The sequence below is a fragment of the Demequina aurantiaca genome (assembly GCF_050598105.1).
GTDB lineage: Bacteria > Actinomycetota > Actinomycetes > Actinomycetales > Demequinaceae > Demequina > Demequina aurantiaca_A.
The window spans coordinates 175,625-197,585 of sequence record NZ_CP192436.1 but is presented as its reverse complement, the minus strand read 5'-3'; the positions used below and the strand labels follow the sequence as shown (position 1 = coordinate 197,585).

The following is a 21,961-nucleotide window of genomic DNA, read 5'->3' as shown; positions in this document are numbered from 1 at the left end:
GGTGGTGGAGCTAGGCCCAGCCGGCCGCGTCGAGGACGTCGCCCGCAGCCTCGGCGCTCGTGCGCTCCTCCGTCGAGATCACCGCGTCATCAAGGTCGAGCTCGTCGAGCGAGTCACTTAGTTCCACCGTGCGGGCGAGCGCCCAATCGCGCCACTTGCCCTCCGGCTCGCGCACGGAGACCCGCGCCTCGCGAACCTCCTGCGAAGCGTCCACCCGGATGATGCTCACATCCGCGGGTCCTGCCGCACTTGCGAACGCCGTCGCGTAACGCGCGCGGTCCTCGGGGTCTTCCACGACGCGGGCGATCACCATGAGCCCGTAACCCCGCGCCCGGTAGTTGGGCGCCATGGCCGCAAGGTTGTCGAACAGCAGCGCCTGATTGAAGGGATCCTCCGCATGGGAAGGCTCCGCCTGGCACAGGTAGTCGCCGTCGATGAAGGCCGCTCGTGAGCCGCGCGCCATCAGGGCATCGAAGACCGCCGCGGCGGTCGTGGTTTTCCCGGCGCCGATGGTGCCGTTGACTACCAGCACCCGCGTGGGCAGGTCCTTCGCGAAGCACACGGTGGTCTCGTACTCGGCGTACTCCCCGTACGGCTCGATCTGGTGATAGCCGATGGCGCCGTAGAGTGCCATCGCGGCGACCTGCTCGGTGCCGGTGCCCAGCACCACGCTGGTGGCGCCGGACCGGCGTGCCTCGGACTCCACGGCGCCCATCATGACGCGCGAGTAGCCGCGGCGGCGGTACTCCGGGCGCACAAAGAGTCGCTTGGCCTCGATGGAGCCCAGAGGCAACTCGTCGTCGGGCCACTGGAGCACCGAGGACGCCACGCCCTCGCCGTCCTCGGCGCTGCCCACGAACGACCCGAACACCGTCGTCGCGTCAATCTTGCGGGCGAACGAGTCCTCCTCGTCCGGCTCCAGTTCCTCGTCGATGTAGAGCGCTCGCAACTCGGCCTGCTGTTGCGTCCACAAACCGACTGCCACTGCATCGTCCGTGTGGACGCGACGAATAGAGATCATGGCGCGATCCTACTGGGCGATCACGTCGACCCCAAGGAGACGGTGGGGCGGTGCGCCTAGAGCGCGCCGCCCGCGGCACCAGGAGCGTCGGCGTCCACACCCGCGTCGCCCACCTGCTCGCGTGCCACGAAGTTCTCGATGTCGAACAGGTTGCCGCTGGCGCGACGCGCCACGGTGAGCAGCGTCGACATGGAAGCGACCTCCTCGACCTGCTCCTTGAGGAACCACAGCAGGAACTGCTCGCTCAGCACGTCACCCTCGGCGCGAGCCGCGGCGAACAGCGCCTCGATCTGGGCGGTCACCTGCTTCTCCTGCGCGAGCGCGAGCTCGATCGGCTCGGTCACCGACAGGAACTGATTCCGGGGCGCCTTGCCCGCGGGGATTTCCACCTTGATGTCCCGGTCGAGCATGTACTGCACCAGCATCATCGCGTGATTGCGCTCTTCCAGAGACTGACGGTAGAAGTGCGCGGCCAGCTGCGGCAGGTCCTCTGAGTCAAAGTAGACCGCGATGGCGATGTACTGGGTGTGCGCGTCGATCTCGTTGCCCACCTGAGCGCGGAGCAGTGATTCAAAGTTGTCTGTAGTCATGTGCCCAGCCTAGGCGTGGCGGGCCCTGTGCGCTAGCAAGGGAAGGCTCCTCTCAGTGAGGCGCGCCTTGCCGGACCGGCGTGGAAGTGGCGGGGAATGCCGCGCCCGCCGAGCGCGTTGAGAGGACTAGTAGACGCATCAACAACTTACGGGGCGACAGCATGAAGAACTTTGGATTCCTTTCCTTTGGACACTGGTCGGCCGCGCCCGGCTCCAGGACTCGCGACGCGGGCGAGACCGTGCGCGACACGATCGACCTCGCGGTGGCGGCGGAGGAGGCCGGCCTCGACGGCGCATGGATCCGGGCGCACCACTACGAGCAGAACCTGTCCTCCCCGTTCCCGCTGCTGGCCGCCATGGCGGCGCGCACCTCGCGCATCGAGCTCGGCACGGGCGTGATCAACATGCGCTACGAGAACCCGCTGTACATGGCCGAGCTCGCGGCGACCGCCGACTTGGTCTCGTCAGGACGGCTGCAGCTCGGCGTCTCGCGCGGTTCCCCCGAGCCCGCCGCCGATGGTCCGGGCAGCTTCGGCTACCCGCTTCCCGCGGGCAAGCTGCCCGTCGAGGATGCGGCGGAGCGCATCGCGCTGTTCCGTCGCGCTATCGCGGGCGAAGGAATCGCCGAGCCGGGCGCCAGCGCGCACGTGCTCCCCGGGCAACGCCTTCCCATCACGCCGCAGTCCCCCGGCCTGTCCGAGCGCATCTGGTACGGCGCCGGTAATATCGACAGCGCCAAGCGAGTCGGCTCACTTGGTATGAACCTGATGTCGTCGACCCTGATCCTCGAGGCCACTGGCGAGCCGCTCGGCACGGTGCAGGCCCGCCAGATCGCCGCCTACCGAGACGCCTGGGCCGAGGCCGGCCACGCCGGCACGCCGCGGGTCTCCGTCAGTCGCTCGATCATGCCCATCTTCGACGACCAGACGGAGCGCTACTTTGGCAGCATGCTCGCGCGGGAGGAGATTGGCGGCAACGAGGACCAGATCGGCTACATCGACAACTCCAAGGGCACCTTCGGCAAGACCTACGTTGGCGCGCCGGACAAGATCGTGGCGGAGCTCCTGAAGGACGAGGCCGTCATGGCGGCGGACACCATCCTGGTCACCGTGCCTAACCAACTGGGCGCGGAGTTCAACTCGCGCACGTTCGAGGTCCTGGCACGCGACATCAAGCCCGCACTCGGCTAGCGAGGCTCGAGCGCCAGCAGGAGACCCCCTCAAGCCCCCGGCAATGAGTAGGATTCGCGAGTGACCCTGAGCCTGCGCGCCTGCTCCGACAATGACCTGGAGTGGATCGTCGAGCTGCGAGCCGTCGTTTTACGAGCCGACCTCGAGCGGGTCGGCCGCTTCGACCCGATCCGCGTTCGCCAGTGGATGCGCAACGGTTTTAGGGCGGCGGATACCCAGGTGATCGTCCTGGACGGCGCTGACATTGGGTCGATCGCCGTGCGACGCGAAACGGATGCCCGCTGGCTCGAGTACTTCTACATCGCGCCCGAGTTCCAAGGCATGGGGTTTGGCAGCCAGGTACTCGAGCAGGTATTGGCCGCGCAGGAATCCTCGCCTCTCCGGCTCAACGTACTTCGGGGCAGTCGTGCACAGCGGCTTTACGAACGTCACCACTTCACGCTCGACCCGGAGGTCGACACGGACGATGTGCACCTCCATATGACGTACCGTCCGCCCGGAAGTCCAGCGCTGACGGGAGGCGACGCTAGGAAGTAGCCGACCCCTGCATCGGCGCGCCGTAGTGGAGAACCTGCGGCAGTGGCTCGTAGAAGTGGTGGAGCAGCAGCGTCCACTCCCGGTAGTCGTCGCTGCCGCGGAAGCCCTGCTCGTGCGCCTCGACCGACTCCCACTCGACGGACAGCAGGTACGTCGCGGGGTTCTCAATCCCCCGTCGCAACGTGTGCGAGATGTAGCCGTCGGCCCGCATGATCAGCGGCTCCGCCGTGGCGAAGGCCGCCTCGAAGGAACCCTCGAAGCCGGGTCGCACCGGCAGCACCACCGATTCGACGATCCTGGAGTCGGGGCTCATTCGCGGCAATCCGTTAGGCGTTGGCCAGCAGGCTAGAGATCGCGCTGGTGAAGAACGCGAGGCCGTCGGTACCCGCGCGGCCCTGTTCCACCGAGTCGGGGCCAAAGCCGCGCTCGACGGCGTGCTCGGGGTGCGGCATCAGGCCCACGACGTTGCCGCGGGCGTTAGTGATGCCGGCGATGTCGCGGCGCGAGCCATTCGGATTCCAGCCCACGTAGCGGAACGCGACGCGGCCCTCGGCCTCGAGCTCGTCGAGCGTGTGCTCGTCGGCCACGTACTGGCCGTCCTGGTTCTTGAGCGGCACGATGATGTCCTGGCCAGCCTCGTAATCGCGCGTCCAGTCGGTGTCCGCGTTCTCGACGCGCAGCGTCTGGTCGCGGCAGATGAAGTGCAGGTGCTCGTTCTTGATCATCGAGCCCGGCAGCAGGTGGACCTCGGTCAGCACCTGGAAGCCGTTGCAGATGCCCAGCACCGGCATGCCGCCGTTGGCGGCGTCAACAATCTTCTCGGTGATGGGAGAGAACCGCGAGATGGCGCCCGCGCGCAGGTAGTCACCGTAGCTGAACCCGCCCGGCAACACGATCGCGTCGACGTCCTTGAGGTCCGCCTCCGAGTGGAAGAGGGAGACCGGCTCGGCGCCCGCGAGGCGCACCGCTCGCGCGGCGTCCCGGTCGTCCAGCGTGCCGGGGAACGTGACGACGCCGATGCGCGCGGTCATCTAGCTCTCCTCGACGGCGACCGAGACGACGTCTTCGATGACCGGGTTGGACAGCATCGTCTCCGCGGCCTCTCGCGCCTTGGCGAGCACCTCATCGGTCACCTCGCCGTCCACGGTGAGTTCGAATCGTTTGCCCTGGCGAACCTCGGCGAACTGATCGAATCCCAGACGTGGGAGAGCTGCGCCAACTGCCTTGCCCTGCGGGTCAAGGATCTCGGGCTTGGGCATCACATGTACGACGATGGTGGCCATGGGGGAAGTCTAGCGCCAGGAGTGCAGACCGAGCACACGAGGTCAGAGCGGGCCACCACAATCAGTTGCCACACGCGTCAGCATGCCCAGTTGTAGATGATTCTCTCGTCGGTGAGCCAGGTCTCAAGGTCGCCGCTATCCGATCGGAAGTACGCGACGCCGTTGTCGTAGACAGTCACGGTACCGAGGTCGTCGCCCGGGCCGGGCTCGACCACGTGCGGAACCGAGCCGCCTCGCGAATATCCTCGTCCTCCAACTGACACCAAGCGAAGGTCGTTGCTCGGGGGCGAACCCGCCGCGGCATCGTCCGCGCCACCGGAAGGCGCATCGCTGCCCAACGGGAAGGCATCGGAGTCGGGGACGAAGGGGTACCACCCAGCCCCATCGAGTAACAACGGCTCATTGCCGCACGCGGGGTAGTACTCGACGCCGGCGATGGTGGTGACGACCTCGCCGGGTGCGGTCGCGTTGATCTCGTAGGGTTCGTTGATATGCGCGCCGGATGTCTCCTCCTGCGCGCACCCTGCCAGCGCGAAGGCGCACAGCGCGCCCACTAGGGACGCCATTGACAAGGCTCGCGTTCGCGTGCGGATACTCATGAAACAACAACGTACAGGCGCACCCGAATCGTTGGGGCACACAGATGAAAGACCCCGCTGCTCGCACGAGGCAACGACGCACAGGTGTGACACCCCCGGGCGGACGCCACGCTTGCCGCGACCGCAACTCCACAGGAGGCACCCGGTCCCGGCCAGTCTCCCGATGCCAGGGCCAGCGGCGTCGGAAAGTCGGCGGCGTCATCGGGCACGAACGAGTACCACGTGGTGCCGTCTAGCGTCAGCGTCTCGTTGCCGCAGGCAGGACAAAAATCGACGTCCTCGACAATGTTCAGTGAGGGCCGAGAGCGAGGGCTGCCAGTGCCGCAGTCTTTCTCAAGTAGGTCACACGTATAGGACGTCCGCGGAACGAAAAAGGTTGGGGTGGCGAGGCGCCCTAGGTTGCCCGCCAAGAACCATCGGCGCGGATGGCGGCCGTCACGCGAGTGCTGATGTCGTGCAATTGCCGGACCTGCGCCTTGGTCAGCGAGTCAAACACCAGCCGGTTCACCATTTCAACGTGACCAGGCGTGGCCTGAACGACCGTCTCGCGGCCAAGGTCCGTAAGGTGCGCAAGCGTGTACCTACCGTCGCTCGGGTCGGCGGTGCGCGTCACCCATCCCCTGCCTTCCAGGCGCGCGACAGCGCGCGACAGTCGTGAAAGCGAACTGTTCGAGTAGCCCGCGAGGACGCTCATGCGAAGCGTGCCGTCGGGTGCGTCCGCTAGGGCATAGAGGATTCCATACTCGAAGTGCGTGAGGTCGGAGTCTCGCAGCATCTGTACATCAAGTGCGGCCGGCAACCACTCGAGAAGGGTCGCCAAGGCGGCCCACGACCTAAGTTCCTCATCGCCCAGCCCCGCGGGGCGTGTCGCATCTGCCATAGGAACAGCGTACGGGAACGTGGACGACTTGACGACGGGATTGACTTTCTCAAGAAAGTGACACAGACTCACTTTCACTTGACTGAGCAAGTAAAACACAACCCACACCCCTACGCGAGGACAGCGAAATCTATGGACATGAACTTGAAGGGCAAGAAGGCTTTCATCAGCGGCTCGACCCAAGGCATCGGCTTTGAGATCGCCCAGGCGCTGATTGCCGAGGGCGCCTCTGTCACAATTAATGGGCGCAACGAGTCCCGCGTGGAGAACGCCGCGGCGCGTCTGCGCGCTACGGCACCCGGATCGACTGTCTCCGGAATCGCAGCAGACTTCGCGGACCACGCACAGGTCACCGGCCTTCTCGCGCAGTTGGAAGAGGTCGACATTCTGGTAAACAATGTCGGCCTATTCGACCTCGCCCAGTTTCAAGACACGACGAACGACGATTGGCAACGCTACTGGGACGTCAACGTCATGAGCGGCGTCCGGCTCTCGCGCCAGGTCATGACCGGGATGCTCACCAGGAATTGGGGTCGGATCATCTTTATTGGCAGCGAATCCGGCGTCAATGTGCCCGCAGACATGATCCACTACGGGGCAACGAAGGCAGCGCTACTCGGCATGAGCAACGGCCTCGCAAAGCTCACTCGCGGAACCGAAGTCACGGTGAACACCATTCTGGGTGGCCCCACGTATTCCGACGGTGTCGCGAGCACCATCAGCCGCATCGCCGCGGCCCAGGGCATCGCGACGGACGACCTGAAAGCGGCCATCATCGGCGGCAATCAGACTTCCCTATTGGAGCGATTCATCAGCCCGCGAGAGATCGCGAACCTCGCGCTCTACCTCGCGAGCCCGCTTTCCTCGGCGACCAATGGAGCGGCGCTCCGCGCCGACGGCGGAGTGCTCACGGGGACCTTGTGAGATGACCGCTGTCACCTCACGCGCGCGGGGTCGCTGGATGGCCCTCAAAAGGTTGGGTCGCCCATTAAGGGCGTTGAATATTGCGGCACAATGGTGCGCATGACCGTCCCCCGCGCGGATACGCCACCACTTATTGCTCACGCCAACCCCGGCTTAGCGGAGTTGCTGACTCGCGACCTCAGACGCACCCAGTTCGTCGCGGTTCTCGCCACGCTCGCCACGGCGGTCGTGCTCGTTCTAGCCTTTTCCGACCGAGGCGCCGACGCGCTGGCCCTCCTCGCCCTACCGCTGGGGTTCGTGGCCCTATTCCAGGTCAAAATCTGGGAAACTATCGTGGCGAGGCGGCGGCAAAGCCAGGCAGGAACCCGGGTGCTGACCCTCGATGCGAGCGGCCTCACTTCGGAGTTCACTCCAGGAGCGTTCACCCTGCCGTGGGAAGCGATCAGCGGCATCACGACCACGCACAAGGGCGCGTTCACGATCGCGACGTTCGTAGTGGTTCCTGGCACCACACCCGAGACACCCGGGGTCTCCTCCGCACTGAACCCGGCCGAATTCCGCCGCGTTGTGTCCAAGGGCCTCCTGCTGGGTTCCGCTGCGACCAATGTTCCGATGGACGCGATCCTCGAGTCTGCCGCGGGCTTTACTCAAGGCCGGCTCACTGTTGAATCCGAGCGGAACGCAGCGAACTAGCTCTTGGCGAGCCTGTCGTACGCCTCGAGGTAGCGCTGGCGGGTCTTCTCCACGATGTCCTGCGGCAGTTCCGGCGGGGCCACGTCGCCGGACTTGTCCCAGCCCGATGCCGGGGACGTCAGCCAGTCGCGCACGAATTGCTTGTCGTAGCTTGGCTGCGCAGTGCCCGGCTTCCAGGTGTCCGCAGGCCAGAAGCGGCTCGAGTCGGGAGTCAGCACCTCGTCGCCGATCACGATCTGGCCCGCCGCGTTGCGGCCAAACTCGAACTTGGTATCCGCGAGGATCACGCCGCGCGTCGCTGCGATCTCGTGGGCACGCGCGTAGACCTTCAGCGTGATCTCGCGCAGCGCCTCGGCGTCGACGGGGCCGATGCTGTCCGCCACCGCGCTAAAGCTCACGTTCTCGTCATGGTCGCCGACGGCGGCCTTGGTGGCAGGGGTGAAGATGGGGGTGGGCAGTCGCGAGCCGTCGACCAGGCCATCGGGCAGCGGCACGCCGCATACCTGGCCGTTGTCGCGATACTCGATCAGCCCCGAGCCGGTCAGGTACCCGCGCGCCACGCACTCGACCGGGAACATGTCCAGGCGCTGGCAGATCATGCCGCGCCCGGCGACCTCGGCGGGCACCGGCGACTCAACCGTGTGGTTGGGGACGATGTCGCGGATCTGGTCGAACCACCACAGGCTCAGGGCCGTCAGGATCTCACCCTTGCCGGGGATGACGGTGGGCAGCACCCAGTCGTACGCGCTGATGCGGTCCGAGGCGACCACGAGCACCACGTCGCCGCGCGGGTGCGGCTCGAGGGGCTCGTAGAGGTCGCGAACCTTGCCGGAGTAGATGTGTCGCCAGCCCGGGACCGCGGGCGGCGTCGGCAGGGTGATCTCGCCCATGGCTACTTTCCTTCCGCCGCGGCAAGCGCGATGTCGGTGCGGTGGTGCGAGCCAGGCAACTCGATCGCGGCCACCCCGGCGTACGCGCGGGCGCGGGCCTCGGCCAAGTCTGCCCCACAACCGACGACGGAGAGCACGCGGCCACCGTTGGACACGAGCGCGCCGTGGGGGTCGAACGTCGTACCCGCGTGGAGCACGTGAACGTCCTCTAATTCCTCCGCGGCGTCGACGCCGGTGATGGGGTCACCCTTGCGAGGCTCGGCCGGGTAGTCCTGCGCGGCAATGACCACGGTGACCGCCGACTCCGCGCGCCACGCGAGCCGGGGAAGTTCGGGGAGTCGGCCCAGCGCCGCAGCCATCAACACCGTCGCCAAAGGGGTCTCGAGCCGCGCGAGCACCACCTGAGTCTCGGGGTCGCCAAAGCGGGCGTTGAATTCGATGACGCGCACGCCGCGCGAGGTCATGGCGAGGCCACAGTAGAGCACCCCCTGGAAGGGCGTGCCGCGGCGGGCCATCTCGTCGACCGTGGGCTGCGCGACCGTGCGCACCACCTCGTCCACGAGGTCCGCGGGAGCCCAGGGCAGCGGGCTGTAGGCGCCCATGCCGCCGGTGTTGAGTCCCTCGTCGCCGTCGTAAGCGCGCTTAAAGTCCTGCGCCGGCTGCAGCGGGACCACGTTGGTGCCGTCGCAGATCACGAACAGGCTGACCTCGGGGCCGTCCAGGAATTCCTCGATGACCACCCGGCCGCCCGAGCCCAGAATCGCCGCGCCATGCGCATCCGCCTCCGCGCGGTCGTTGGTCACCACGACGCCCTTGCCCGCTGCCAGCCCGTCATCCTTGACCACGTGCGGGGCGCCGAACTCGTCGAGAGCTGCGGCGAGCTCCGCGCGGTCGGTGCAGACGCGAGCGCCGGCCGTCGGCACGTTGGCCGCGTTCATGACTTCCTTGGCAAAGGCCTTGGACCCCTCCAGCATCGCTGCCGCGGCGCCGGGCCCGAAGCAGGGGATGCCCGCCTTACGGACCGCATCGGCGACGCCCTTCACGAGGGGAGCCTCGGGTCCCACGATCACCAGGTCCGCGCGCACCTGAGCGGCCAGCGAAGCAACCGATACGCCATCGTCCGGGTCCGTGGTGTGCAGCGTCGCAATCCGGCCGATGCCGGGGTTGCCCGGGGCGGCGTGGAGCTCGGTGACTGCAGGGTCCAGGTGGAGGGAGCGGGCAATTGCATGCTCGCGGGCTCCCCCGCCGACGATGAGGATGATCACGCGTGCGAGTCTACCGACAGGCGCTGGTCGCGCATCTCATTGGTGAGCGCCGGGCGGTACCCAAGTCTGGGTACCGCCCGCGCGAACCTTCGCTAAACGTCGCCGCGGCGACGACGCGAGATGACCATCAAGAACCCGAGTGCCATGAGCGCCAACGCGGCCAAGGCCATCGCTGCGATTCCCTCCGGTCCGGTCAAGGACAGACCGCCGTCAGATCCGGCGCCAGATTCAGGGGTGTTGAACCGGTTCGTCAGGGTCACATCGACCGACGTGGTCGTGTCGGTGACCGCGGCGCTTGCGCCAGTACCGGTTCCTGAGCCCTGCTCGACGCCATCCACGGCAACTAGCCACGACGTCGAAGCCGCGTCGCCGGTGCCGGTTTCAGTGACACTGCAGTCCGCTCCGATGGGCAACGGCCCAAAGGACTGATCAGTGCCCGCTACTAAAGTGAACTCCTGGTCGAGCAACACCGAGTCGTTGTACACGCACTGGATCGAGAAGTCGAAGCCAGTCTTGGTTTGGGACTCAGCGCCGGGGCCAGCAAGTTCCTTTGACACCTTCACGAGCGTCGCGGCAAAGTTGTTCGTGAACATGAGGTCGACAGGGTTAACGGTGCCGAGGATGCTTACCTCGGCGCCGGTACCCGTACCCGAGCCCTGCTCCACACCGTCGACTGACGTAGTCCATTCAGTTGACTTTGCGCCGCCTGTGCCCGTCTCAGTGACGTCGCAGTCAGTTCCCGCCGGCAACGGCCCGAAGGCCTGTTCCGCTCCAGCGATTAGTGAGAACTCCTGGTCGAGCAGCACCGAGTCGTTGAACACGCACTGCACCGTGAAGTCGAAGCTGGTGTCAGTTTCGAACTCCTTACCGGGTCCGGCGAGCGCCTTCGACACCGTCATCATGGTCGAGTCGAACCCGTTGGTGAAGGTGGCCACGACCTCGGGCTCCTCGCCACCCTGCGGGCCGACTGCGACGCTAGCGCTGCCGTCGCCGTTGTCCGTGACGCCGGGACCCGAAATGGTGACGGAGTCGGCGGATGCACTGTCGACCTCGGTAACCACACACGTGGAGCCAACCGGAATCGCGTTTTCGGGAGCCGCGTAGGTGCCCCCGTCGACTAGCGAGAAGAGCTGGCGGGGCTGATCGTCCGCAAACAACACGGTCTGCCCCAGCGACGTAGTGCACCCGAGCGAGTAGTCAAATGGCCCGAAGACGGCGCCCGAGACCTCCGACTGGACGGTCTTCGTGACCGACATACCGGAGAACTGGTAGTCGTTGCCGATCTCCACGCTCTGCGCGACGGGGATGTTTCCCCCAACGGCGACAGCAGTGTCGACGGTGACCTCGGCCCGGTCTCCAGTGCGGGAGGTCTCGCCGAACTCGCCGACGTCACCCTGCTCGCTCACGTCGCACACGGATCCCAACGGGATCCCGTCGATGCGATGCGAGTAAATGTTATCCGCGTTGAGCGTGACGACAGCCTGGTCGCCCAAGTCAAGGCCGACGCCCTCGATGGTGCAGCTGACGTCCATGAGGAAGTCGGCGGGTGCGTACTGAGTAGCGGGGCCCGTCAGGTCCTTGGCGACCGAGATAGCGCCGACGGCAAGGTGCACTCCGACACGGGCTGGCGCAATCTTCTTGAAGGCCTGCGAGGTTGTATCCAGGTACTTCACGCCAAACTGGTTCCACGCGTAAGAGTCGAAGGCTGGCACCTTCGTGCCTGCTCCCTCAGTGTTCTCATCCGTGGCGGGTAGGTTGACGGTCTGGTAAGTGACGTCCACGAACTGTCCAGGCGCCAGCATCCCGGCTTGACTGTTTTCAAACGAGACAGCGATGCGCAGGCCGGTGATTGTCGACCAATCGGTGGCGGAGTCGGCGACAGTCCACTCCTCACCGTTCTGCTCGCATACCGGGTGATTCGCCAGGTCCGACCACGTCCCCACGCAAGGGGACGCGGAGGTGGTGATCTCGAAGACCACCGTCGCGCCGGCGGGGGCAGTCACCAAGGGAGCCGCCGTAAGCTCCGGTCGGTACGAAGATCCTCGATTGGTGCCCGAGATGTAGAACGTGTCTCCCGGAGCCGGAAGAGCATCGAACACAGTCAGCTCGGTCACACCGGTGGTGCCGGCGTTCTGAGTGCGCAGCACCCAATCGTCGGTGCCGCCAATCACGCTGTTCGCCAAGCACGGCGAGCGGTAGTACTGCCCACCGGTCGCCGACAGGCTTTGCTGACACACGAAGCCGGGCAGAATCGGGACAGTTGCGCCAGAAACAGCACCCCGCACGCCCTTCACCGTGTAGAGGTTGGGGCCGACATTGGGCGTGACGTAGTCGGTGGTGCCACACGTAGTCGGGTCATTCCCGAATGCGTCAGTAGTGCTCCCACCGGACTGGATGTTGCCGCAAGACTCCAGCGTCTGAGCGGTGTTCACTGTGAACTCGTTCGTGGCTCGCTGGCCCGAGGTGAGTCCGGGCTGGAGCTCCAACTGGATACGAATGCTGAACGATTCACCGGGTGCCATCGTGCGGTCACCCTGTGGCCAGGTGAAGACCAGATCGGTTCCGTCGATGGTGAAGCTCTCCGGTTCGGGCAGCATGCCCGCAGGATCCGCCGTGTAGATAGGGTCCTCGCTGCCGAGGTAAACCAGCGATGCGGGCAATACGTCACGCAGCTCGTCAATCGTGAGGAAGCCAGTTCCGGAGTTGGTGAAGGTCAGGTCCCAGGGGGCCTCCTCGCCAGCGTTCATGGAGTGCACGCCGTTATTGGCCAACTTGTTGACCTTGATCTCGAAAGTACCGAGGCTCAAACCGATCTGCGCAGACGCGGAGCGCTCTACCGAGCTCTCGTCTGCACTCCTGATGCTAATGGCGGTAACGGTATTGTCCACCGAGCCCGAGAGAATCACTTTCTCAGCGTCATCACGGTAGGTATCGCGCAACTGCACGGTGAACTTGGACGTCGTGGTCCACGTTGGCTTCGAGTCGTCGGGCGAGAAGAACCCGCCGCCGTCCTTGGTGAAGACGAGGCGCAGGCCCTCGATTTGGTCGTAGTCGGCCTCGGGAACGGGAACGGTCGCATTGGCGATCGAGGTGACCGCGCTGTCCTTCCACTGATAAGCCCCGGCGGTGCCGTAGGGACCATAGACGGAAACCGTCACACGGTCCGCGCCAGCCGGCGCCGTGATGGTGCCCAGGCCACTGAAATCGAACTCGTTCCAGAAGTCCGGCGACGTGGTGGTGTCGTCGGTCAACCGCACCTCTGCCGGCGACAGGCTGCTGACAGGGCTAGTCCCCTGGTTTGCGACCAAGGTAACGGTCACCTCGTCGTCACGCGTGGGCTCGGTCAGCGCCGAGGGGCTGACCGACTTGGTCACGCCCACGTTGATGTCGCCACCGGTCAGCTTCGCGGTCGCGGTATCCACGTCACCCGTCTGGGTGGCAGGAGCGAGGATGGGGTCGTAGGACTGCGCGAACACGCGGTTAGGGACGTCCACCTTGTCGTTCGCCTTCAATACCTGCGGCTCGCCGGACACCCTGAAGGTAGTCCGCACGCGGGTGGAGAGCTCCACCTTCAGATTGTTCGCCGATGTGATGGTGCCGCCGGTGGTCGCGGGGTCGGTTCCCTGGAACGTCACCGAGATGCCCACGACGTCGGCGAGATCGGCGTCGCTCATGGCGTTTACGGCCGTCGCGGTGCTCTGCGTCGTGGTGTACACGCCGCCGTTGTAGCGCAACAGCCAGACCACGGACTTGGTCAGGTCAACCTGATTGGCGATGGATGCCGAGATGGCGACCTTCTCCAGGTTCATGCGATCGAATGGGTTTCCGCGGGCGTCGTCCGTCAGCCAGTCGGTACCTGGCGCCGCCGAGAAGGGATCCGCGAGCGGGGTGGTACTGGGACCCTCGCACACGTCATCAGTGTCCTCAGACGTACACACCGGCGGGTCCATCACGCGAACGTATGATGCACGCGAGACGGAGTTACTCTTCGCGGTGACGGTGTACTTGAACGTCGGGTAACTGCTCGCTGACGAGCCCTCGATCGGCACGTACCTCACCGTCGTGGGGTCGACGGTCTTTGCCACCGTCACCCCCGGTACGCCGTCCAGGAGCAGGATCGTGTCATTATCAGTGGCGTTCTTGGTAGGCGTGCCGCCGACGGGGCCCGCTGCGAGCAGAACGGAGTTGGAGACGAGGCCCTTGTCGGTGGCGTTGTAGACCATGTTGCCGGTCACGAAGTTATTGCCAACGCGAGTCTTGTCACGCAAAGTCCAACCCAGGTTGAACGTGCGGTTCGGGCTGCTGGCACCCACGCCGGTCCCGGGCAGCGGTGCGTAAGGGTCAAAGGAGGACCCCTCGGTCTGCGCGGCCTGGCGGGCTGCGGTGTTCTCGACCAGCGTCACTCGGACGCCAGTAGTGCTGGCGGTCTGCGCGGTCGTGAGGGTGTGTCCCACGAACCTGCCGGATGAGTTGATCCATCCTCCCGTGGGCACGGACACCGCCGTCCACGTGGTGCCGTTGAACAGTTCGACCGCCGTGATGGTGTCGTACTTGAGGTACCAACCGTTGCTGAACGGACTCGAGCTCGAACTGATCGCGGAGATCACCCGGAGGTCGAACGCGTTAAACACTGTCGCCGCGACGTTGGTGGAATCGATTGGATCGGTGATGGTGACCTGGCCGAAGCCCTCAGTGACCTTCCAATTGAGGTTGGTCGATGGGGTGGCGCCAGACTGCGCAGAGACCGTCGTCTGGGCCCACTGCTTATCAATGCCCACGGTGCCGCCGGGGCCGCCGCCGCCCGAGTACGTCACGATGCTGGCGCTGCTATTAGCGGAGGCAGTTCCCTGAACGGGCGTGCCGGGTACCGTGGCGCCGCTGCCCTTGGTGCTGGCGTCATTCCGGTACTGCACTGCCGTGCCGGGGGTGGTCGTGACGTTGCCACCCGAGCGGAGCGTGCTCCGAGCTGTCGAGACCACGTAGGGGGTCACCGTGGTGTTGTCGGCGAAGCCCGTGGCGTTGTCGAACGTAAACCTCACGCCGGTCACGTCGTTCAGCGCGGTGCCGGTGCCGGCGAGTTCCGCGGTGATCTGCGCGCTCGTGAGTTCGACTTGCTGGGGTGACGTGCTTGCAGGGAAGCTTCCGATGGTCAACCAGTTACCGGCGGCGTCGCGAGCCTCGACCTTGAGGCTGCTGTTCGCGGGAATCTGCGTGCCCGGAATCGACTGCAGGTTAAAGGCGTTCCAGAATTTATTAGAGGTAGCCGGGCGTACTCCAAATGAATCCTCGACGATTATCTGCTTCGCGGTGACGTAGTCGGAGGTGGTGGTCAGTTTGGAGACAAGCTTTGTGACGACGCGGTCGCCCGGCTGTACCACCGCGGACGGCAGCACCGACTTGCTCAGCGTCACCTTGATCGCGGGGGTCACCAGCGTCAAGTTGGCGAACGCCTTCGCGCTGGCCTCGTTGCCGTTGGGCGCAATCACCTTGACGTCGACGCTATTGGTGGTCAGCAGCGTGGTGCCAGTGACGATCGCGCTCTCGGTGGAGTTGATCTTGAACTTCGCCGTAGCTGACGAAGCAGAGGCGATTGCGCCATCGGCGGACGTGTAGACGATGTCGAAGCCGGAGATCTTGAATGCCGGGGTGGCGGGAGTCTCGGTCTCGAGGAACGGAACCGTCACGTCAGCACCGCCGGCGAGGGGGTGGAAGATGACGGCGGCCGATGCTGCGGTCGCGGGCCAGGTCGGAGGGGTGGTGAAGCCGCCGAAGGTCACCTTGTCGGTGAAGTAACCGAGGTCCGACAACTGCAGCGTGTTGACGCCCACATCGGACGTGTTGGTGCCCACGAGCGTGGCGACGGCGGTGTCACCCGCGGCGATGGTGCTCGGCGAGATGCTCTTACTAGCGCCCGCAGCAACCTTGGCAGGGTTGACCGTGTAGGGGGCGTTGGCGGTAGTGGAGACGGGGTTGTGACCGGTCGCGGTGAGAGTGGCCGAGGCAATGTTCGTGACGCTGTGCGACGCCTTCGACAGGTCAACACCAGTGTTGCGGTGGGTCGCACGCTGCTTGAGGCCCACAGAAACATCCGCAGCCGCGGACGGGGCAATCGTGCCGGTGTAGGTCAAGCGCAAGCCGCCCACATCGCCGGCCGCAACGCCAGCGGGAAGCACGGGCGTAGCGCCAGCCGTACCGGAAACCCAGTTCCACGTGCCGGGGGTTCCTGCCGTGAAGACATACGCGTCCACTCGTACCGCGGTGGCTCCGGTAGGCATCGAGGAAGTGAGCCCGGTGAAGTCAGTGATGACGAAGGGGTTGTTCGAGGTCAGCGTGGTGGCGTTCGCCGCGGCCACGGACGGTTCCTGGACGACGAGAGTGTTGGCGGCGATGTTCGAGGTATTCGTCGCCTTCAACGCCACGGTCGAGGCCGAGTCCACCACGAAGGACTGGGGTGAGGGCTTCCAGGTCTTGGCGAGGCCAACAGAGACCGTCTCTGCAACCGTGACCTTGACGGTCGCCGTCGCTTGGTCGTCCTTAGAATTCGTCGCCGTGGTGTACGCCGTGTTGTCTGCCGTGACAGTGCCAACGGGCATCTGGGCAGGCACCTTGAGCTTAAGAGTGACGGTGAAGGTACGACCGTTGCTCAGACCGATGCCTGAGGGGGCGGCGACATCGCCGGTGAAGTCAACAATAAGGGTGGTGTCCGCGGTGACAACGGTGGGCTGCGTGCTGGTGACGGTTCCGCCCACATCCCACGTGACATTGCGCGGCACGGTGGCTGCGCTGGGGTTGTACGCGGCGCTGACCAACTGAAAGCCGTCGAGCTCCGCGGGCAGGGGGTCCCGGAGCTGGGCATCGAGGCACGACGCCTCCGAGCAGTTCACATCGATTTGGTACGTGAACTCTTCGCCTGGCGCGGGAGTCGGCTTGTCAACCGCCTTCGTGACGGAAAGATACTGGGGATCGCCTTGAGCGGCCATCGCGGGTGCTGCCACGAAGGCGCTCGCAAGCGCTAGTACGGAGACAAGGAGTGCGGCGGTAAAAGCGCGCGCGGACGTAGCAATCTTCACGTGTGATCTATCCCTCAATAGATGGAAATACCACGTGCCGTGCCCCGTGTAACACCTCAGCCGGGGACCACAACACATGTCTGGTGCGCCACCGAGACCCCAACGTGGGGCGAGTGACTTAGATCACACTACGACACGGCTGCGCGGTGTCCAAAATGTCCGTGTCGGGGCCAGGTGCCGCGGAGGCGACGCCTGGCCCAGGAGGGGAAGGAGGAGGGCTATTCGCCGCGGGCGTGAATCAGGTCGTTGACCTCGATGGTCTGCTCGCGGTCCGGGCCAACCCCAATGGAGCTGATCCGGCAACCGGACATGGCCTCGAGCGCACGGACGTAGTTCTGCGCATTCGCGGGAAGCTCGTCGAACGAGCGGCATGCGGAGATATCCTCGGTCCAGCCGGGGAACTCCTCCCAAATGGGCTTGGCAGCGGCGAACGCGGCCTGATCCTGCGGCAAGTCGTCGTAGCGCACGCCGTCCACGTCATACGCGACGCACACGGGAATGGTCTCCCAGCCGGTGAGCACATCGAGCTTGGTGAGCACGAAGTCGGTCAGGCCGTTGATACGGGCCGAGTAGCGCGCGATGACCGCGTCGTACCAGCCGCAGCGGCGCACGCGCCCCGTGGTCACCCCAAACTCGCCGCCAATGGTCTGCAGTTTGATGCCGTCCTCGTCGAACAGCTCGGTGGGCATGGGGCCCTCGCCCACTCGGGTCGTGTAGGCCTTGACGATTCCGATCACGGAGTCGATGCGGGTGGGGCCAACGCCGGAGCCGGTGCACGCGCCGCCCGCCGTCGCGTTGGAGGACGTGACGAACGGATAGGTGCCGTGGTCGACGTCCAGCATGGTGGCCTGGCCGCCCTCGAACAGGACGGTCTCGCCTCGGTCGAGCGCGTTATTGAGCACCAGGGACGTGTCCGTCACCATCGGCGCGAGGCGCTCACGGTACTGAAGGAGTTCCTCGACTACCTCGTCGACCTCGATCGCGCGGCGGTTGTAGACCTTAACGAGCAGGTGATTCTTCTGCTCGAGGGCGCCCTGGATCTTGTCGCGCAGGACCTGCTCGTCGAACAGGTCTCCCATGCGGATGCCCACGCGGTTGATCTTGTCGGCGTAGGCCGGGCCGATTCCGCGCCCGGTAGTGCCGATCTTGCGCGAGCCGAGGAAGCGTTCGGTGACGTTGTCCAAGGTGCGCGCGTAAGGCGCGATGATGTGGGCCGCGTTCGAGACCAGCAGCTTGGAGGTGTCCACCCCGCGCTCCTCGATGGCGTCGAGCTCCTGGAACAGCACGGAGATGTCGACCACGACGCCATTGCCGATCACCGGCGTGACGCCGGGCGACAGAATTCCGGAGGGCAGCAGGTGCAGCGCGAACTTCTGGTCGCCAATCACCACGGTGTGACCGGCGTTGTTGCCGCCGTTGAACTTCACCACGTAGTCAACGCGGGAGCCCAAGACGTCAGTCGCCTTGCCCTTGCCTTCATCGCCCCACTGGGCACCAACAATAACTACTCCGGGCACGAGGCCCTCCCCTCACCCGAGAACAATGCTCGGGGCTTGGTAGACGTGAGCGTCCGCCCACGTCCCTAGTGCGTGTCTATCTTACGGTGACGTGCGAAAGCCCCCGGCGTCGGTACGACTCCGGGGGCTTTCGCCACAGTCGTACTTAGATCTTCTTGCCGGCGGAACCGAGCTGCTGGCAGGCCTCGACGATGCGGGCCGCCATTCCTGCCTCGGCTGCCTTGCCCCAGGCGCGAGGGTCGTAGGCCTTCTTGTTGCCCCACTCGCCGTCGATCTTGAGGACGCCGTCGTAGTTCTTCATCATGTGGTCAACAACGGGACGCGTGTACGCGTACTGCGTGTCAGTGTCGATGTTCATCTTGATGACGCCGTAGCTGACTGCTTCAGCGATCTCAGCCGCGGTCGAGCCGGAGCCACCGTGGAATACCAGGTCGAACGGCTTGTCCTTGCCGACCTTCGCGCCGACCTCGGACTGGATGGTGCCGAGCAGTTCCGGGCGCAGCTTGACCGAGCCGGGCTTGTAGGCGCCGTGCACGTTGCCAAAGGTGAGGGCCGTCATGTAGCGGCCCTTCTCGCCAAGGCCGAGCGCCTCGACGGTCGCGAGACCGTCTTCGGTGGTCGTGTAGAGCTTGTCGTTGATCTCGGCCGCGTGGCCGTCTTCCTCGCCACCGACAACACCGATCTCGATTTCGAGGATGGTCTTGGCCGCGACTGAAAGCTCGAGGAGTTCCTGCGCGAGCGACAGGTTCTCGCCCATCGGCACGGAGGAACCGTCCCACATGTGCGACTGGAAGATCGGCTCTCCGCCGTTCTTCACGCGATCGGTGGAGGCGGCCAGTAGCGGACGCAACCAGCTGTCGACGTAGGTCGCGTGGCAGTGGTCGGTGTGCAGCGCGATGGTGACGCCGTAGCTGTCAGCGACTTCGCGGGCGAAGGCTGCGAGCGCGAGCGATCCGACGACCTGGTCCTTGATGGTCGCTCCGGAGGCGTACTGTCCGCCGCCAACCGAGACCTGGATGATGCCGTCGGACTCTGCCTCGGCAAATCCCTGGATAGCCGCGGTGATGCTGGAGGACGAGGTGATGTTGATCGCGGGGAACGCGTAGGAGCCAGCCTTGGCGGCGTCCAGCATCGCGTTGTAAGAGTCGGGATTGGCGAGAGCCATTTTTATCTCCTGAAGTAAGGGGGCAATGATCCGAGCCCCATTCTGTCAGAAATCGCGCCCAAAAGGCACCGGACCTTGGTCCCGCGACTCAAGTCTCGGTCTCAAGAAGCCGCGCGGCAACGAAGGCAAGCTCAGACGGGTTGTGGGTGAGCGAGGCCGCTCTGCGCCAATGCGCGCCGGCCTCGGCATCCCGCCCAAGGCGCGCCAACAGGTGCGCCCGGGCGGCATGCAACAGGTGATAGTTGTCGAGCCCCTCGATCGCCTCCAGCGCGTCAAGGCCCGCCTGCGGCCCATCCGCCTCGGCCACCGCCACCGCGCGGTTAAGTTCAGCGACCGCCCCCGGCGTCATGGTGAGCAATAGGTCGTAATAGCGGACGATGCGCGCCCAGTCCGGTTGGTCGCGCGTGTGCTCCGCGGCAATCATCGCCTGAACCTGCCACGGACCCATGCGCCGCTGCGCCAAGGCGAGCGACAAGGCCGCGTACCCCCGCGCGACCATCGTGCGATCCCACAGCGCCCGGTCCTGGTCATCGAGGCGCACCAGCACCCCGTCAGCGTCGGCGCGTGCGCGCTCACGCGAGCGATGAAACAACTCGACGGCGAGCAATCCCCCGAGTTCCGGCTCGTCCGGCAACGCATCGGCCGCCGTCGCTGTGAGCCGAATGGCCTGGTCCGCGAGCTCCGTGCGCGTCAGCGTTCCCGCGGCCTCGGTATGAGCGAGGTAGCCCTCGTTAAAAATCAACGCGAGTGCGGCGGTCAGCACCGCGGCGCGCTCGGAAAGGTCGGCCGGAATCGTCAGCGGGATGCCCGCATCGCGGATCTTGCGCTTGGCCCGCACGATTCGTTGGGCCACGGTGGCCTCCGGCACCAGGTACGCCGCCGCGATCTCGGCGGTCGTGAGGCCGCCCGCCAGCCGCAGGGTCAGCGCCACCTGGACGTCGGGCGCCAGCGCCGGGTGGCAGCACAGCAGCATCAGGCGCAGCTGCTCGTCGCCGACCGTCGAGTACTCGGCGATCAGGAGCGCAGCCTGTACCTCGTCTGGGCCGTTGGTGCCGTCGCGACCGACGCTACCATTCGCATCGTCGACCACGCCGGCGCCCAGCACGCGGGCTTGCGCAGAGACGCGTTGCGCCGATGCCTTCTCGCGCCGCAGTCGGTCGATGCCCGCGTTGCGCGCGACGGTGTAGACCCAGGCCGCCGGATTGTCAGGGACTCCTGACGCGTCCCACGCGGTCGCGGCGCGCAGGTACGCCTCCTGCAGGCACTCCTCCGCCTGGTCGATGCCGCCCACGCGGTCCGCGAGGAGTGCGAGCAGGCGCCCGCCCTCCTCGCGTGCCACTCGCGTCAGTTGGGCGTCCACCGCGGAGTCCTCCCCCGCGCGCTCGCCGTCGCGTGGCGTAAGTGTCAGCTCTCCGGTCCCGTCGGCATGATGGGGCGCACCTCGACCGCGCCGGTGCCCACAGGGAGCTTCTTGGCCCATCCGATGGCGTCGTCCAGCGTGTCCACGTCAATCTCGTAGTAGCCACCCAGGTGCTCCTTGAGCTCCACAAACGGCCCGTCGACGATGGTCGTCGCACCGTCCACGTGGCGCACGGTGGTCGCGGTGTCCGCCGGCAGGAGTGCCTCGCCGCCAACGTAGGCGCCGGCCTTCTCGAGTTCCTCGGTGTAGGCCGTCCAGGCGTCCATGTACGCGCCAAAGTCGTCGTCGCCGGGTGCGGGCGACGGGAGCGTGGGGTCCGAGGCAATAATCAGCAGGTACTTCATGGCATGTCCTCCGTAGTGGCGAGCCCGGGCCCATCCCGGGTCTCACTGGTATGACGCAACGGCCGCCTTGGATCGACAGCCCTATTCATTTTTCTTTGAAGCACGAGTTTTTTGGTCGAGGCCGCGCGGCGACTTATGTGGAGACGGCTGCAGGGACCGGTTCCTGCGCTCTGCGCCTCAGCACCCAGATGGCGAGGGCCCAGGTGGGCGCGGATCCGATGGCCGCGAGGGCCAGGGCGGCGACGGCACCCACGGGTTCCGCTAGGAAGAATGCGGGCAGGAAGCAGGCCGAGAATACGATCAGGCCCGCGAGCGCCGAGAAGACTCGATAGCGGAACGGGTGGTCAGGCCACTGGTGATACGCGATGACCTGCAGCACCGCCCAGACCAAGAGCGTCACAGTCCCAGCCTGGTCAAATTCGGAGGTGACATTGAGGAAGATCAGGACGGCGGCCGCACCCGCCTGAACAAAGGGGAAGTAGCGCCACTGGCTCTGGAACCGCGCGCTCGATGGCGACCCGTCGACGGGGACAGCAGACATCACGAGCCTCCATGAGTGGAACGAATCCACGC

At 65.6% G+C, this 21,961-nt stretch carries 19 protein-coding genes; 4 read left to right on the top strand and 15 right to left on the bottom strand.

All coding sequences use genetic code 11. The features are described 5' to 3' along the window. Positions 1 to 10: 10 nt before the first annotated feature. The gene (locus ACQU6B_RS00875) at positions 11 to 1,021 is read right to left on the bottom strand and encodes a GNAT family N-acetyltransferase (protein WP_430868164.1); all 1,011 of its coding nucleotides are present in this window, start codon (positions 1,019 to 1,021) and stop codon (positions 11 to 13) included. Between the two features lie 56 nt (positions 1,022 to 1,077). Beyond that, entirely contained in the window at positions 1,078 to 1,611 is a 534-nt protein-coding gene (locus ACQU6B_RS00870) for a ferritin (RefSeq protein WP_430868163.1), read from the bottom strand. Positions 1,612 to 1,772: 161 nt separating this feature from the next. On the opposite strand from ACQU6B_RS00870, the gene ACQU6B_RS00865 reads away from it, so the two are divergent. Next, positions 1,773 to 2,801 (top strand): LLM class flavin-dependent oxidoreductase, encoded by a 1,029-nt coding sequence (locus ACQU6B_RS00865; protein ID WP_430868162.1) that lies wholly within the window; start codon positions 1,773 to 1,775, stop codon positions 2,799 to 2,801. A 60-nt stretch (positions 2,802 to 2,861) separates the two neighbouring features. Further along, positions 2,862 to 3,338 (top strand): GNAT family N-acetyltransferase, encoded by a 477-nt coding sequence (locus ACQU6B_RS00860; RefSeq protein WP_430868161.1) that lies wholly within the window; start codon positions 2,862 to 2,864, stop codon positions 3,336 to 3,338. On the opposite strand, the gene ACQU6B_RS00855 is transcribed toward ACQU6B_RS00860, so the two are convergent. The 5 genes from ACQU6B_RS00855 to ACQU6B_RS00835 form a co-directional block, all read right to left on the bottom strand. Then, positions 3,328 to 3,651: an antibiotic biosynthesis monooxygenase family protein gene (locus ACQU6B_RS00855; protein WP_430868160.1), complete on the bottom strand. Its 324-nt coding sequence runs from the start codon at positions 3,649 to 3,651 to the stop codon at positions 3,328 to 3,330. The genes ACQU6B_RS00860 and ACQU6B_RS00855 overlap by 11 nt on opposite strands. 13 nt (positions 3,652 to 3,664) lie before the next feature. Next, positions 3,665 to 4,369: a phosphoribosylformylglycinamidine synthase subunit PurQ gene (gene purQ, locus ACQU6B_RS00850; RefSeq protein ID WP_430868159.1), complete on the bottom strand. Its 705-nt coding sequence runs from the start codon at positions 4,367 to 4,369 to the stop codon at positions 3,665 to 3,667. Further along, positions 4,370 to 4,621, bottom strand: coding sequence for a phosphoribosylformylglycinamidine synthase subunit PurS (purS, locus tag ACQU6B_RS00845; RefSeq protein ID WP_430868158.1), 252 nt, complete (start codon positions 4,619 to 4,621; stop codon positions 4,370 to 4,372). A gap of 77 nt (positions 4,622 to 4,698) precedes the next feature. Then, positions 4,699 to 5,220: a hypothetical protein gene (locus tag ACQU6B_RS00840; RefSeq protein ID WP_430868157.1), complete on the bottom strand. Its 522-nt coding sequence runs from the start codon at positions 5,218 to 5,220 to the stop codon at positions 4,699 to 4,701. A 394-nt stretch (positions 5,221 to 5,614) separates the two neighbouring features. Further along, on the bottom strand, positions 5,615 to 6,100 hold the full coding sequence (locus ACQU6B_RS00835; protein ID WP_430868156.1) for a MarR family winged helix-turn-helix transcriptional regulator: 486 nt from the start codon (positions 6,098 to 6,100) through the stop codon (positions 5,615 to 5,617). Between the two features lie 132 nt (positions 6,101 to 6,232). Between ACQU6B_RS00835 and ACQU6B_RS00830 the strand changes: the two genes are divergently transcribed. Beyond that, positions 6,233 to 7,024, top strand: a complete 792-nt coding sequence (locus ACQU6B_RS00830) for an SDR family NAD(P)-dependent oxidoreductase (RefSeq protein ID WP_430868155.1) — start codon at positions 6,233 to 6,235, stop codon at positions 7,022 to 7,024. A gap of 99 nt (positions 7,025 to 7,123) precedes the next feature. Beyond that, positions 7,124 to 7,717: a hypothetical protein gene (locus tag ACQU6B_RS00825; RefSeq protein WP_430868154.1), complete on the top strand. Its 594-nt coding sequence runs from the start codon at positions 7,124 to 7,126 to the stop codon at positions 7,715 to 7,717. Here the strand turns inward: ACQU6B_RS00825 and ACQU6B_RS00820 are convergent. From ACQU6B_RS00820 to ACQU6B_RS00785, 8 genes are all read right to left on the bottom strand, one after another. Further along, on the bottom strand, positions 7,714 to 8,607 hold the full coding sequence (locus ACQU6B_RS00820; RefSeq protein ID WP_430868153.1) for a phosphoribosylaminoimidazolesuccinocarboxamide synthase: 894 nt from the start codon (positions 8,605 to 8,607) through the stop codon (positions 7,714 to 7,716). The genes ACQU6B_RS00825 and ACQU6B_RS00820 overlap by 4 nt on opposite strands. Positions 8,608 to 8,609: 2 nt before the next feature. Further along, positions 8,610 to 9,872: a phosphoribosylamine--glycine ligase gene (purD, locus tag ACQU6B_RS00815; protein ID WP_430868152.1), complete on the bottom strand. Its 1,263-nt coding sequence runs from the start codon at positions 9,870 to 9,872 to the stop codon at positions 8,610 to 8,612. A gap of 92 nt (positions 9,873 to 9,964) precedes the next feature. After that, on the bottom strand, positions 9,965 to 16,942 hold the full coding sequence (locus tag ACQU6B_RS00810) for a DUF5979 domain-containing protein (RefSeq protein ID WP_430868151.1): 6,978 nt from the start codon (positions 16,940 to 16,942) through the stop codon (positions 9,965 to 9,967). Positions 16,943 to 17,160: 218 nt separating this feature from the next. Continuing rightward, positions 17,161 to 18,459, bottom strand: coding sequence for an adenylosuccinate synthase (locus ACQU6B_RS00805; protein ID WP_430868150.1), 1,299 nt, complete (start codon positions 18,457 to 18,459; stop codon positions 17,161 to 17,163). 145 nt (positions 18,460 to 18,604) lie between these two features. Continuing rightward, entirely contained in the window at positions 18,605 to 19,624 is a 1,020-nt protein-coding gene (gene fbaA / locus ACQU6B_RS00800) for a class II fructose-bisphosphate aldolase (protein ID WP_430868149.1), read from the bottom strand. An 88-nt stretch (positions 19,625 to 19,712) separates the two neighbouring features. After that, complete coding sequence (locus ACQU6B_RS00795; RefSeq protein WP_430868148.1) at positions 19,713 to 20,984, bottom strand: RNA polymerase sigma factor; 1,272 nt, start codon at positions 20,982 to 20,984, stop codon at positions 19,713 to 19,715. A 44-nt stretch (positions 20,985 to 21,028) separates the two neighbouring features. Beyond that, positions 21,029 to 21,388, bottom strand: a complete 360-nt coding sequence (locus tag ACQU6B_RS00790) for a YciI family protein (protein ID WP_430868147.1) — start codon at positions 21,386 to 21,388, stop codon at positions 21,029 to 21,031. Between the two features lie 133 nt (positions 21,389 to 21,521). Further along, positions 21,522 to 21,929: a hypothetical protein gene (locus ACQU6B_RS00785; RefSeq protein ID WP_430868146.1), complete on the bottom strand. Its 408-nt coding sequence runs from the start codon at positions 21,927 to 21,929 to the stop codon at positions 21,522 to 21,524. Positions 21,930 to 21,961 lie beyond the last annotated feature (32 nt).

Excerpts from the sequence above, each read along its gene's own strand:
- ACQU6B_RS00875 (WP_430868164.1), bottom strand. The coding sequence starts at position 1,021 with ATGATCTCTATTCGTCGCGTCCACACGGACGATGCAGTGGCAGTCGGT.
- ACQU6B_RS00870 (WP_430868163.1), bottom strand. The coding sequence starts at position 1,611 with ATGACTACAGACAACTTTGAATCACTGCTCCGCGCTCAGGTGGGCAAC.
- ACQU6B_RS00865 (WP_430868162.1), top strand. The coding sequence starts at position 1,773 with ATGAAGAACTTTGGATTCCTTTCCTTTGGACACTGGTCGGCCGCGCCC.
- ACQU6B_RS00855 (WP_430868160.1), bottom strand. The coding sequence starts at position 3,651 with ATGAGCCCCGACTCCAGGATCGTCGAATCGGTGGTGCTGCCGGTGCGA.
- purQ (WP_430868159.1), bottom strand. The coding sequence starts at position 4,369 with ATGACCGCGCGCATCGGCGTCGTCACGTTCCCCGGCACGCTGGACGAC.
- purS (WP_430868158.1), bottom strand. The coding sequence starts at position 4,621 with ATGGCCACCATCGTCGTACATGTGATGCCCAAGCCCGAGATCCTTGAC.
- ACQU6B_RS00840 (WP_430868157.1), bottom strand. The coding sequence starts at position 5,220 with ATGAGTATCCGCACGCGAACGCGAGCCTTGTCAATGGCGTCCCTAGTG.
- ACQU6B_RS00835 (WP_430868156.1), bottom strand. The coding sequence starts at position 6,100 with ATGGCAGATGCGACACGCCCCGCGGGGCTGGGCGATGAGGAACTTAGG.
- ACQU6B_RS00830 (WP_430868155.1), top strand. The coding sequence starts at position 6,233 with ATGGACATGAACTTGAAGGGCAAGAAGGCTTTCATCAGCGGCTCGACC.
- ACQU6B_RS00825 (WP_430868154.1), top strand. The coding sequence starts at position 7,124 with ATGACCGTCCCCCGCGCGGATACGCCACCACTTATTGCTCACGCCAAC.
- ACQU6B_RS00820 (WP_430868153.1), bottom strand. The coding sequence starts at position 8,607 with ATGGGCGAGATCACCCTGCCGACGCCGCCCGCGGTCCCGGGCTGGCGA.
- fbaA (WP_430868149.1), bottom strand. The coding sequence starts at position 19,624 with ATGGCTCTCGCCAATCCCGACTCTTACAACGCGATGCTGGACGCCGCC.
- ACQU6B_RS00790 (WP_430868147.1), bottom strand. The coding sequence starts at position 21,388 with ATGAAGTACCTGCTGATTATTGCCTCGGACCCCACGCTCCCGTCGCCC.
- ACQU6B_RS00785 (WP_430868146.1), bottom strand. The coding sequence starts at position 21,929 with ATGTCTGCTGTCCCCGTCGACGGGTCGCCATCGAGCGCGCGGTTCCAG.